The organism is Fontisphaera persica (assembly GCF_024832785.1).
Lineage (GTDB): Bacteria > Verrucomicrobiota > Verrucomicrobiia > Limisphaerales > Fontisphaeraceae > Fontisphaera > Fontisphaera persica.
Genome location: NZ_CP116615.1, coordinates 1,494,165 through 1,507,346 on the forward strand (window position 1 = coordinate 1,494,165; position 13,182 = coordinate 1,507,346).

At 59.0% G+C, this 13,182-nt stretch carries 9 protein-coding genes; 7 read left to right on the forward strand and 2 right to left on the reverse strand.

The genetic code is table 11. The features are described 5' to 3' along the window. Window positions 1-17: 17 nt before the first annotated feature. The gene (locus NXS98_RS05185) at window positions 18-2,792 is read right to left on the reverse strand and encodes a PAS domain S-box protein (protein WP_283847411.1); all 2,775 of its coding nucleotides are present in this window, start codon (window positions 2,790-2,792) and stop codon (window positions 18-20) included. A 248-nt stretch (window positions 2,793-3,040) separates the two neighbouring features. Here NXS98_RS05185 and NXS98_RS05190 point away from each other — a divergent pair, with 248 nt between their 5' ends. The 7 genes from NXS98_RS05190 to queG all read left to right on the forward strand — a co-directional run bounded on the left by NXS98_RS05190 (window position 3,041) and on the right by queG (window position 11,993). Beyond that, complete coding sequence (locus NXS98_RS05190) at window positions 3,041-3,385, forward strand: histidine triad nucleotide-binding protein (RefSeq protein WP_283847412.1); 345 nt, start codon at window positions 3,041-3,043, stop codon at window positions 3,383-3,385. A 14-nt stretch (window positions 3,386-3,399) separates the two neighbouring features. Next, the gene (locus NXS98_RS05195) at window positions 3,400-4,455 is read left to right on the forward strand and encodes a family 43 glycosylhydrolase (protein ID WP_283847413.1); all 1,056 of its coding nucleotides are present in this window, start codon (window positions 3,400-3,402) and stop codon (window positions 4,453-4,455) included. 121 nt (window positions 4,456-4,576) lie between these two features. Further along, window positions 4,577-5,080 carry a PH domain-containing protein gene (locus NXS98_RS05200; protein WP_283847415.1) on the forward strand — a complete coding sequence of 168 codons (504 nt, stop codon included), beginning with the start codon at window positions 4,577-4,579 and terminating at the stop codon, window positions 5,078-5,080. Window positions 5,081-5,120: 40 nt separating this feature from the next. Continuing rightward, window positions 5,121-6,710: a PH domain-containing protein gene (locus NXS98_RS05205; RefSeq protein ID WP_283847416.1), complete on the forward strand. Its 1,590-nt coding sequence runs from the start codon at window positions 5,121-5,123 to the stop codon at window positions 6,708-6,710. Window positions 6,711-6,972: 262 nt separating this feature from the next. Beyond that, window positions 6,973-10,278, forward strand: a complete 3,306-nt coding sequence (locus NXS98_RS05210; RefSeq protein WP_283847417.1) for a DEAD/DEAH box helicase — start codon at window positions 6,973-6,975, stop codon at window positions 10,276-10,278. Window positions 10,279-10,414: 136 nt separating this feature from the next. Further along, window positions 10,415-10,954, forward strand: coding sequence for a shikimate kinase (locus tag NXS98_RS05215; protein ID WP_283847418.1), 540 nt, complete (start codon window positions 10,415-10,417; stop codon window positions 10,952-10,954). A gap of 4 nt (window positions 10,955-10,958) precedes the next feature. Next, entirely contained in the window at window positions 10,959-11,993 is a 1,035-nt protein-coding gene (gene queG, locus NXS98_RS05220) for a tRNA epoxyqueuosine(34) reductase QueG (RefSeq protein ID WP_283847419.1), read from the forward strand. Between the two features lie 390 nt (window positions 11,994-12,383). Here queG and NXS98_RS17760 read toward each other — a convergent pair whose 3' ends face one another. Then, window positions 12,384-13,181, reverse strand: coding sequence for a CDGSH iron-sulfur domain-containing protein (locus NXS98_RS17760; protein WP_343214134.1), 798 nt, complete (start codon window positions 13,179-13,181; stop codon window positions 12,384-12,386). Window position 13,182: the final 1 nt, after the last annotated feature.

The window sequence follows — 13,182 nt, forward strand, 5'->3', positions numbered from 1 at the left end:
GCCACCGTCCGCATGATTCATGCTCCTGGCCGTGCCGGACCGGCCGCTGCCGCGCGGGGGCTGCACTCCGGGGGCAGCGGTTTTCCATCCAGACAAGCGCGCACGGCGCGTGCCAGCGTGGTGGGATGATACGGCTTGGCCAGAAAGTTGAACCCCTCGCGCAAGGTAAAGTCTTTGGAAAACAAATCCAGACTGTAACCACTGGAATAAATCACCTTCAGTGAAGGCTTCCGGCTTTGGAGACGCTCGGCCAGGACACGCCCGGAAATGCCCTCGGGCATCACCATGTCCGTGACGAGAATGTCCACCTGCCCCTGATGCTCATCCCACACCCGCAAGCCTTCCACGCCGTTGGAGGCGGTGAGCACTTTGTATCCATGAAACTCCAACACCGTGCGCACCAACTCCCGCAAAGCCGCCTCGTCCTCCACCACGAGGACAGTTTCATGCCCATCCAGGGTTTCCTCCCCCACAGCCGCTTCCGCACCCGCCGGTGGCGCGGCTGGCGCAAACGGCAGAAAAATATTAAAAGTAGTGCCCCGGCCCAGTTCACTTTCCACCTCAATCCACCCCTGATGTTGTTTCACAATGCCATAAACCATGGACAAACCGAGGCCGGTGCCTTTGCCCACTTCTTTGGTGGTGAAAAATGGCTCAAAAATACGATGGAGGATCGCTGGATCAATACCGGACCCGGTATCCTTGACACTCAAGCGGGCAAACTGCCCGGGCCGCGCATCCGGATGCCGCCGGCTGGCCTCGGGAGTGATGCTGACCACGGCCGTGGCAATCAGCACGTGGCCGCCCAGCGGCATGGCATCCCGCGCATTGACCACCAGGTTCAAAATCACCTGTTCCATCATGCCGACATCCGCGACAATGGGGGGCAGATCCGGCGCGCATTGAAATTCCAACACCACATCCTCCCCCAACATCCGGTTGAGCATGCGGCCCATGTTTTGCACGGTTTCGTTCAAGTCCAGCGTTTTGGTCTGCATGACCTGGCGGCGGCTGAACGCCAATAGTTGGCGAACCAGGTTGGCGGCGCGTTCCGCCGCTCCGGCCACCTGCTTGAGCGACTCCAATTGAGGAGGAGGCAGGGAGGTCTTGCGTAAGAGGAGGGCCGTGTGCCCCTGAATAATGGTCAGAATGTTGTTGAAATCATGCGCCACTCCCGCCGCCAGCCGCCCCACAGCCTCCATTTTCTGGGACTGCCGCAATTGCTCCTCGAGACTGAGGCGCTCGGTAATATCATGATAAATAAACAACGTGCATGGCTCGGTGCCCAGGTTGATTAATTCGGCGGAAACCAGGGCCTTCCGGCTGCTGCCGTCCTTGCTGCGGAACTGGCAAAGCTCCTCCCGGAAGCGGCGCGCCTCCTGCAGCCGCTGGAAGAGTTTCAGGCGGTCCTGGGGTTTCTCCCACATCCCCAAATCCTGCATGGTGTGGCCAATCACTTCTTCACGCCGATAGCCAAACAATGCCAGAAAACTGTCGTTGACATCCACAAACTGCCCGCCCAACAGGGTGGTGATGCTGATCGCCTGCGGGCTGGCGCGGAAAGCTTTGCTGAACAGCTCCTCCGAACGCCGCAGCGCCTCCTCGGCCTGTTGCCGGTGGGTTACATCCAACACCAGTGAGGAAACCCCCACTACGCGCCCATCAATGGTAACCAGCGGCGTGTTGAACCACTCACAGATGATGGTGGCGCCGGTCTTGGTCCGGTTTTCATGCACCACCCGTTTGCCCCCCCGCCCGGCCAGCAAATCCTCCCACAACCGCTTCACATTCTGCCGGGCGCTTTCAGGAAAAATTAAATCCGTGGCGTGCTTGCCTATCGCCTCGCTTTCGGTGTAACCAAAAATCCGTTCGGCTGATGGATTCCAATTAATCGCCTGAAACTCCAAATTCCAGTCAATCACGCCCAGCGGCGTTTGCTGCACGTGCATAAGCAGCTTTTGCTGCGAATTACGCAAAGCTTCATCGGCCCGCTGCCGCTCAAGGTTTTCCTTGCGCAGCAATTCATTAGCCTGCACCAGCGCGGCAGTGCGCTCGGCGACGCGCTGCTCCAATTCATCGCGCGCTTTTTGCAGCTCCTGTTCGCGTGCTTGTATCTGGGTAAGCATCCAATTAAAACTCCCGACCAGATGCCCCAGATCATCATCGCTGCTTTTCATGACCCGCAGCGAGTAGTTCTGGTTGGCAGCCACTTCATTGGCCACCCGCGCCAGGTCCAAAATGGGTTGTGAAATCAACCGCTGAACCCGCAGTGCCACCAAGGCCACCAGAAGAGTTAATGCCCCCAAAACCCCTCCCAAAACCTTCCAGAACTCTGCTGATACACGAGCTGGCTCCCCTTTCAAGTACACCGTGCCCCGGCGCTCATTTTGAAACAAAATCGTCTCGGCTACCGCCACGCCATCCGGGTCAAACCACACCGACCCTCCCTGCGGCTGCGCCGGAAAATTGTAACCGTGAACATCACCGCGGGTGTAGGTGGCAAAGGGCCGCCCATCCTGGGCATAAAGCCGGGCGGCGATGAAGCGGCGATCCACCTTGAGGCTGTCCATCAAATCGCGCACAACGCCGGGGTCATCGGCCACCAGGGCCGCGATGCTGCTATTGCCGATGAAACGGGCGTGGGTTTGCAGTTGATGCACCAGGTCCGACCGTGCCTGGTTATTGAGATAGATGACCAACGCCACCGCCGCCAATAAAAGGGCGGCCACGCTGCTCAACGTGATGATCAGCGTCAACTTGCGCTGGATTGAGCTGCCACCCAAAGCAAACATGCCGTCAGCCTTTTGACCGGCGGTTCTGGCGCCAAGGTAAAGGAATCACGGGGCTGACCATGCCCCAAACCCGCCGTAAAAGCAAGCCATCTCCCTCGTCCGGCTCTTGGAAATGTGCTCGTCCTCGGCACGGAACATTACATGCCGGCAAGACGGCCCTTCGCCTCATTCCTTGCCAGATGTCCTTGCCGTGCCCCCGGCTTTTCATTATTCTAAACTCAACCGGTTGGCTGTCCCGAGCAATCATTATGAATAAAACCATTTTTGAGAAAATTGCGGCCCGTGAGATTCCGGCGGATATTGTGTACGAAGATGACTTGGTGGTCGCCTTCAAGGACATCCATCCCCAGGCCCCAACCCATGTTCTGCTGGTTCCACGCAAACCCATCCCGCGCATTAACGAGGCTACCACTGAAGACCAGGCCTTATTGGGACACCTCCTGCTAAAAGCGGCCGAGGTTGCGCGCCGTTTGGGGCTGGACCAACGCGGCTATCGGCTCGTCATCAACAACGGCGCTGAAGGCGGCGAATCGGTCCCCCATTTGCACTGCCACATTCTGGGCGGCCGCCACATGCGCTGGCCACCGGGCTAAGCCAGGACGCAGTTATGCACAAGTTGCCTGCTTCGCCCTGGCCCGGACTGTTTCAGAAGGCCTTCGCCGTTTTAGGCCTTGGTTTTGGCCTGTTCATTGGCAGCGCCGCGCCTGCCTATCCAAATTTCTGGTTTAGTGACTCATCCCGTCTGGGACGTCCTTTTGCCAAAGACCCCAGTGTCATTCGGTTTGGCGGTCGCTATTTAATGTACTTTTCACTGCCTCCCTTCGCGCCGGAACAGGCTCCCGCCCCTGCTCCCCGCGGCTGGAGCGTGGGCATAGCCGAAAGCCCTGACCTGCGGCAATGGCGCAAGGTGGCTGAATTATGGCCGGAACAAGAATGTGACCAAAATGGACTGTGCGCTCCAGCCGCCCGGGTGTGGGAAGGGCGGGTTCACCTGTTTTACCAAACCTACGGCAACGGGCCGCGCGATGCTTTATGTTATGCCGTTTCCCGGGATGGCATACATTTCCAGCGCCATCCCGAAAATCCAATCTTTCGCCCGACCGGCGATTGGAACAACGGTCGGGCCATTGATGCCGAACCCTTGATTTGGCGCAATCAATGGTGGCTCTATTTCGCGACTCGCGACCCTTTCGGCCGTACTCAAATGCTGGGAGTTGCCACCGCCGACTTGCGCCGCCCCATAAGCCGCACCTCCTGGAAACAGCAAGGCAGCGGACCCCTCCTGCGGCCGGAATTGCCGTGGGAAACCCGCTGCATTGAGGCCCCTTCCATCATTATACGCGGCGAAACACTCGTCATGTTCTACGCCGGTGGATATAACAATGACCCTCAACAAATTGGGGTGGCCGTCAGCCAGGATGGGGTGCATTGGCAACGGCGGTTCACCGAGCCTTTCCTCCCCCATGGACGGTCGGGCACATGGAACGAAAGTGAAAGCGGACATCCGGGCATTTTTGAAGATGACGATGGACGCACCTACCTCTTTTTCCAGGGCAATCCTGACCGCGGGCGCACGTGGATTCTTTCCGCAGTGGAAGTGGGCTGGGACAAGGAAGTCCCCCGCTTGCTGCGTCATTCCACCAAATTTCCCCAAGTACCTTAGGGTTATCGCTATATCCCCGTAGCCAGATGCCGCTGTCCCGCACTGTTCCCCCCAGGCATCCCCCCCGGCAGCCTCGAATAAATTGGGTTTTATTTTGCCGCAATTTTGCCAAAGTAACTGCGTGATTAACGGCACTCAACAAAGCGAGCCTCCCCTTCAGCGACTGGACCCACGAGTAATCCGGTTGTGGCGGATTAGTCAGGCCATTAACGGCGCGTTTTGGTTGACGGGGGCACTGGTGGCCGCAGTGGTGCTTGCCTGGAATCGGGTTTTGTCTCCGCCACTGGCAATCCTCCTGGTGGCCTTGGTCTTTGCCTCGCGGGTCTTTTTGTTCTTATGGTATCCGCCCAAAGCCTACCAGCACTGGGGTTACCGGCTGGATGGAATGGTGCTCGAAATTCACTTTGGCATCTGGTGGAAGACCATTCAATTGCTGCCCTTGTCCCGCCTGCAGCATGTGGATTTGCACGCGGGGCCGCTGGAGCGCGCCTTGGGTTTGGCCACTCTTACGCTTCACACCGCCGGCACCCATGATGCCGTACTGGTCATTCCAGGCTTGGACGCGGCGCAAGCCGCACGCCTGCGAGACGAATTAGTGGTCAAAGGAGGTGACGATGGCGTCTGAACCGGAAAACACGGGAGCTCCCATCCCTAATTTGCCCCCCGTGCTGCCCCCGGCCTTGCCGCCGGTCATTCCGCCCCCGCCCCCACCCACCGGCACCGTGCCTGGCGATGGCTCACTAGCGGCCCTGGTGGAGGGCAGGCTGCATCCCTTCACCCTCCTGCTTACGATCGGCCAAGCCATCCGCAATTTTTTCATACCGCTGGTGATTGTGCTGTTTCTCGGCCGCCGCACCGAGGGAACGTTCCTTTTTTGGATTGCGCTCATGGTGGGCTTGTCGTTGACCTATTCCCTAATCCGGTATTTCACCTTTTCCTACCGCATCACATCCCACGAACTCATCACCACCCAGGGGCTGCTGGGCCGCTTGGAACGCAAAATCCCGCTCTCCCGCGTGCAAGACGTACGCATCGAGCAATCCTTGGTTCAGCGCCTGCTGGGCGTCGTGGAGCTGCAAATTGAAACCGCCGGCGGCCAGGGCGCAGAAGCCAACCTATCCGTCCTTGCGCTGGGAGAAGCGGAAAAATTGCGTGCGCTCATCCTGACGCATGCTGGGCGGGCAGTTCCCGCTCCGGCCGCCGCGGAAAGCCCCAGCCAGGCTGTCATGCCGTCCGAAGAAATTTTACGGCGGTTGACCTTGGGGGATTTGGTGCGCGCGGGTTTGACGTCTAATTATATTGCCTCGGCGTTGGTGGTGCTCCTGGTGGTCTGGCAACAATTGGATGACTTGCTGCCGGAGAGTGTCTATCAGCAGCTTGGCCGCTTTCTCGAACAATCTGTGAATCAAGCTGCCACCACCGGCCAGGGTTTTTCGTGGACCGCAGCTCTGATTCTGGCGCTGACCTTGCTCAGCGTGGGTTTGGTATTTTCCGTGGCCGGTTCCATCATGTTATTTTACGGGTTCACCCTGAGCCGATGTGGCGAGGACCTGCGACGCACTTACGGCTTGTTTACCCGACGCTCCTCCAGTCTGCCCCGCCGGCGCATTCAAGTGCTGCGTATTGATGAACCGTGGCTGCGTCGTTGTCTGGGACTGGCTACGCTCAGAGCGGATACCGCAGGAAGTGCCCCAGGCGAAGAAGAAGAGGAAAAAAGCGGTCATGACGTCCTGCTGCCTGTGACTCGGCGCAATGAACTGGAGCCCCTGTTGCCAGCTATTTTGCCTGTTTTGGTCGGCGAACCTCAGACGCCCTGGCGCAGGGTCTCCCCTCGCGCCATTCGCCGCGGCACCCTCAAAGGAGCGTGGATGGTACTTTTATTGACCACGGCCGCCTGCCTGGTATGGCAGAGCTGGGCGGGCCTGTGGCTGCTAGGCTTTCTTCCCGTCGTTTATGGCCTGAACGTCCAGGCCTATCGGCATTTGGGCTATCGCTTGGGAGAGTTCTTTTTCTGGAGCCGCCAAGGCTGGCTCAGCCGTAAGACCTGGATTGTGCCCCTGCGCAACGCCCAGACGGTCATCCTGCATCAAAACCCCCTGGACCGCTGGCATGGCGTGGCCAGCATTCGCGTGGATACCGCCGGCCAGACTTCTACCGGCGGGGGGCCGCATTTGCACAACGTCCCTGCCGACGAAGCCCTGGAATTGGCGCGTGCCCTGGCCCAGAAAGCCTCGGCCCTGCGCTACCGCTGGTAAACCAGGAGGGCCTCAAGGGCCGGTAAACCACGGTCAGCATGGGGCCTCTTCACTTTCCGGTCTCCCCCCCACCGCAAGGACAAAAAGGAAAACATGGGTTGCTAAAATCAAGATTCTCCGCAGGCGGTTTTTCAGTACCTCCGGAAACCAGCGGCGCACTTGCTGACCGCTTTCACTTTTCTGTTGACCAATTTGGCCAATCATTGTGGCATCATTAAGTATTATCAAACCCACCTCGGGTTTGAACCGACGGAGCTGGAACATGGCACGAACGAGCAAGAAAGGCGGGCGGGCGCCCCGTTACTCGGCCGGCACGGCCAAGTACGACGCGCACCACCGCGTATTGGAGCAGACCTATGGCGCCCTGGCTGATTTACGCCGCGAGTTGACGGATTCCAAAGAGCGCGTGGCGGAACGCAAAGAAATCCTGGACCTTTTCTCCCGCTGCAACGATTCCCAGCGCGCCTGGCTGCTGCTGGAGGACTATTTTGAAAAATTGTCCCTTTCGCGGAAAGATTTTGCCGACGGTGAATGGTGGCCCCGCATGTTGGCGGCCCACGGACAAATCCGTCTGGAAGAGCTGGCCTTTCTATTCCTGCGCACGGGACGCTCGCTCCCTTCAGAATTAACCCCCTACGCCAACTATCAACGCCTGGCCGAACGCAACCAGGCCGAACGCGAACAACAATACCTGCAGGCGCTGGAACAATGGCTAATCCCGCCCCCGCCGGAACATCTGGACGCTCCGCGCGCCAATTTGCGGCTGCTCTGCTCCGTTGCCACTGCCGACAACGCCCCCTGCCTGCATGAACTGCGGGTCTATCTGAATCTGTATCGCCCGCGTTCCGGCGTTAAAAACCGGCCATTGGGAGAAATCCTGGAATTGAGCACCCGCAACCAAACCGAGCGGGAACTATTTTCACAAGAAGACTGGCAGGTGGTTCAATGGATAGCGGAACAACATGGGCAGGAATCGCCCGAGAACGAATACCTTAGCCTGCGAGGCGCCTCGCTGCTTGTCTGGTTGGTCCAATGGGGGCACACCCGGCGGCTTGAACAGTCCGGCCACCCCGACCCGCTCCAGTTCTTTGGCGAGATGGCGGAAATCGTCCCACTGCTGCAAGCGCAGGAGCAAAACCTGCACCTTGCCCACCAGGTTAAACTTGGTGACGGCCGCGAAGTGCCGTTGAGCGAGGTGCGTTTCTTTGCCGGCCGGCCCATGCTGGCATTGGTCAACCATCGCTTTTATTTGATGCGCAATCCGCCTCCGGCGGAATTGTTGGAATTCTGGCACACCCAGGCGCAAATCCCCATTGCCAAACTGAGCGCCCGTTTGCGGCTGCATCTGCGCCGCCAGAAGGCGCAAGGCATGGTGGACTGGGATCAAATCTGTGTGACCCACCAGGCGCGGCCCCGCTTTGTCTTTGAATTGCTGGGCGACACGGTGCGTCTCCAACTGCTGGCCATCAGCGATCGGGATGGCAGCCAATGGCATTGGACCGGCCAGGAATGGCAACGGCGTCAAGCCGGAGATAATGGCAACGGCGCCGCCCACTTTGCCGACCCCAACCACCCGGAAGTGCTGGAAGACCCCCGGCTGGACGCCGCCACGCAATGGCTGCGGCGGCTGGACTGGTTCACTCCCGAACCCGGTCTCTGGCTGGGCGACGCCAATGAAACCTTCCTGGGCACGCTGGCCGCCATCTGGCCCAACCGCCCCAAAGAGGCCGAGTATCTGGGCAATCCCGCCTTCCAGCGCCTCTTCATCCAGCCCAAACTTTTACGGCCCAAACTCATCGTCAAGGGCAGTGGCATTGACTGGTTGAGCGTTTCCGCGGAATGGGAAGCGGAAGGGATGCGCCTGACCAAGGCCGACCTTGAGCGCCTGGCGGTGGCCACCAGCCGCTTCGTGCAACTGCCCGATGCCGGATGGGTCGAGTTGAACACCGAAGCCCTCGCCCAGGCGCATGAAGTAATGGCGGATTTGGGATTAGAAAATCTCAGCCCCATCGAGCAGAAAATCGGGTTGGAACAGGCCGCTCATCTCGATCCAGCCGAACTAAATCGTTTTGCCGATACCTCTGAAATGCGCGCCTTGCGCCAGCGGCTGGCGAATTTCAAAGGCATTCCTTCGGTCCCTCTGCCGCCCACCGTCAAGGCCGAGATGCGGCCTTATCAAAAGGAAGGCTTTGACTTTCTCTGCCATCTTACACGACTCAAACTGGGAGGCATATTGGCGGATGACATGGGCTTGGGCAAAACCCTGCAAACGCTGGCCTGGCTGGCCTGGCTCAAGCAGGAAAATCCCAAAAATCCCAAGCCCTCCCTGGTTATCTGCCCGGCTTCAGTGCTGCACAACTGGCGGCGTGAGGCCGAAAAGTTTGTGCCAGACATGCGCGTGCTGGTGCTGGAAAGCGGACAGGCCCGCCACAACTTGCGCAAGCAAATCCCCCATTATGATCTGATTGTCACCAATTATGCCCTGCTCCGGCGGGACTTGACAGAGCTGGCCAAGTTTTCTTTCCGCGCCGTAATTCTGGATGAGGCCCAATTCATCAAGAATCCCACCGCCCAGGTGACCCAGTCGGTCAAGGAGCTTAAGGCAGACCAGCGCCTGGCGCTCACGGGCACACCGCTGGAAAACCGCCTGCTGGACCTGTGGAGCATCACCGATTTCATCCAGCCCGGCTATCTTGGCACGCAAGAGCATTTCCACGAATTATACGAACCGAAGGTCGCCGGGGATGGCGAGGAAGCTCTGACGCAATTACGCATCGCGCGCCGCCGTCTCTCGGCCCGGCTGCGGCCCATCATGATTCGCCGCCTCAAACAACAGGTGGCCAAAGACCTGCCGGACCGCATTGAAGAGCGCCGTGACTGCGAGCTGGGCGAGCAACAACGCAAACTTTACCTGGCGGAGTTGCGCCGCAGCCGCGAGCAAATCTCGCAAATCGTCGCCGAAAAAGGCCTGAACAAGAGCAAGATGCATGTGCTGGCCGCGCTGACCCGGTTGCGGCAAATTTGCTGTCATCCCGCCCTGGTGGGCAACGACTCACCGTCTGGCAAAACTGAAACCCTGTTTGAACTGCTGGAACCTTTGTTAGCCCAAAACCACAAGGTTTTGCTTTTCTCGCAATTCGTGCAAATGCTCCGGTTGCTGGAAAAGGAATGCCAACAACGCAACATTCCCACTCACATCCTCACCGGCGAAACGAAGGAACGCCAGGCGGTGGTTCAGGCCTTCCAAAACGACCCCCATGCCTCAGTATTTCTGTTGAGCTTGCGGGCTGCAGGCACGGGGTTGAACCTCACCACGGCCAGTTATGTCATTCTTTATGACCCGTGGTGGAATCCGGCTGTCGAAGCGCAGGCCATTGACCGCTCGCATCGCATCGGGCAAACGCGCACCGTCAACGCCTACCGGCTGATTAGCCCGGGCACCGTGGAGGAAAAAATCTGGGATTTGCAACAACGCAAGGCACAAACCATTGCGGATGTGCTGGGCGAAGAAGGCTTCACTCGCAGTCTCACGCAGGCCGATTTGGAATACCTTTTCCGCGAAGACTGAGCCCGCTGGCAGGTGGCGTGTCTGCCCCCCTTGCAGGGGTAACCTCAAAGGCTTCGCCTGGAGGGCGTGCCTCTCTACGGCCCTCCCATCCATAAATTAAGCTGCACGCGGCGGGGCCAGTGATTATCTTCTTGCTGTGACCGTTGTGCGAAATATTACCAATCTTGCGCTTATTGGTTTCATGGGCACCGGCAAGACCACCATCGGAAGGATGCTGGCCTCGCAGTTAGGCTATGATTTCCTGGATACGGACCATTGGATTGAAGCCGCCGCCGGAAAATCCATTCCCGAAATCTTCAACCAAGCTGGCGAAGCGCACTTCCGCTTCCTGGAACAGCAAGTCTTGACTGACCTTGCCAAGCGCCAGCATACCGTCATTGCCACTGGCGGCGGATTGCCTTGTTACCAGGACAATTTGGAAAAACTTCGCCAACACTCCTACGTAGTATGTCTTTGGGCATCGCCGGAAACCATCTTCGAGCGCGTGCGCCACAATACCCACCGGCCATTGCTGCAACACCCCGATCCTTTAAGCCGCATCCGTGAACTCCTGGTCCTGCGCGAGCCTTTTTATCGCCAGGCTGACCTGCTGGTTTCCTCTGACGGCCGGCCGTCGCGCGAAATTGTGCAGCACATCCTCCACGAGTTTCAAAACCGTAAGGCCGCCAGCGGCTAATCCCATGTCTGAGCAGCTTAAAAACGCCGTGCAGAAGGCCGCCCGCGCGTTGGGCTTCTCCCTTTGCCGCGTAACGGATGCCCGCCCCCCCGATCCGGACCAACGCCTGCGTCAATGGCTGCAAGCGGGTTTTCACGGCGAAATGCAATGGATGGCCCGCTCCCTGCCCAAACGCGAAGACTTGCAGGCCATTTTATCTGAAGTCCGCAGTGTGGTCTGTGTAGCGGCTGCTTATCCGGCTCCCCCCGCCCCGCCCCCCGCCGGAGCAGGATTTGTTGCACGGTACGCCCGTGGTGCGGACTATCATCAAATCCTGGGGGGAAAGCTGGCTGAACTGGCCGCCTTGCTGAATCGCGAAGGCGGTGCCGGCACGCGCAGCCTCTGGTACGTGGACACCGGCCCCATCCTCGAGCGCGCCCTGGCTCAACGAGCTGGCATCGGTTTTATTGGCAAACACAGCCAGCTCATCAACCGCCATCATGGCAACTGGCTTTTGTTGGGGGAAATCCTGACCACCGTGGCTTTACCGCCTGATACCCCCGAACGCAATCGTTGTGGCACGTGCACCCGCTGTCTGGCGGCCTGCCCCACCCGGGCCATCACTGCACCCTTCACCCTTGATGCCCGCCGTTGCATCTCTTATCTCACCATCGAATTAAAAGGTGCAATCCCGGAGGAGTTGAGACCTCTAATAGGCACGCGCATCTTCGGTTGTGATGACTGTCTAGAAGTTTGTCCCTGGAATCGCTTTGCCGGCGAAGCCTCGCCCCTGCTTCAACGGTGGGGCCGGCAGGACTTGCAGGCGCCAGATTTGCTGGAATTGCTGCAATTGGACGAGGCTGGGTTCCGGCAAAGATTTCAAGGTACCCCCCTGCAAAGAAGCAAACGCCGAGGCTTGCTGCGTAATGTGTGCGTCGCCTTGGGCAACTTGGGCAGAACAGAAGCCCTACCTTTTCTGGAAAAGGCCGTCCAAGACCCTGAGCCACTCATCGCAGAACACGCCCGCTGGGCCATCAAGCGCATCCAAACCGACCGCTAGGCGACTCCATCCGCCGGAGTACCCTCCTTGGCACCAGACAGCTTACACGGCGGGTTTGGGTTGCTCCGGGGGTTTGCTGGTAAGCAACGCGACCACGACCGACACCAGGAATCCCAAAGGAATGGTCACAATGGCAGGCTGGCTGAAAGGCACGCTGGCCCGCGCCAGCTCCCCCCGGCCTGGAAGGCCAAATCGTCAAAATCCGCCGCCAAACCGGCTTCAGCGTTGAACGCCATCGGAGCGAGTTCGCCCTCCCCTAAAGTCACCACGCCATCGCACGCATTCTGCGCCCACGCCAACTCAACCGCCCAGGCGAAAAGCGCCTGAGGTGAGTAGTTACCTCACCTGCGGGAGAAAACTTGCCCCCATCGCTGCCCGCCTGCCTGGGCTCTATGACACCGGCAGCTTGGCGTGAGTACCATCGCAATAGGGTGGATTGTGCGTATGCTTGCATCCACACAATGCCACGCGCTTGCTTTCCGCCACTTCCACTTGCAGGGGCTTGAGGCCGGTGCCTTTGTGCGCTCCATCACAAAACGGCTGGTTTTGGGAGCGGCCACAGGCGCACCACCAGTGGGCGCCCGCATTGAGCGTGACAATGTAAGGACTGCGCTTGGCCATTAACGGTTCCATTGGCGTTTCAGGTTCAGGAGGGTCGGCTGCCACAGCGCCTTCCGGCGCAGCTTCGGCAGCGGGCGCTGAGGCGGGAGATTCGTCCTTGCGGCGGAAAAGGGCCTGCACGTCCGCCACATTGAGGTCGGTTAAATCAAAACTCACCGAGGGCGCTCGTTCCTGCGCCACCTTGATTTGGTTGGCGATGGTTTTGGCCGTTTCCTGAGCGTAATACCGCACGGCGCCCACGCTGATGTCAGCGCGGAAAATGATGACGAGCATGCAATGCTCGTCCACGTTGAGCATGAGCGTGCTGCAACGCTCGCCCTGCTGATAAAGCCCTGGAAACTTGTCTTCATTCAGCAGGCCGGCCATGAACTGGACAGCATTGAAAGAATTGGAGGCCAACGTGGCCAGAACATCTGGAGGAAAGGCGTTTTGCTCGCCGGCCAGATGAATCAAATGGCCGGCTTTTTCGACCAGGAGGGCGGCATCGGCATCGGTCTTGCCGAGCAGCTCTTTCAGGGCCTGATCCAGGCACTGAAAATCCTCCTCGATCAATTGCGGGAAACCCATA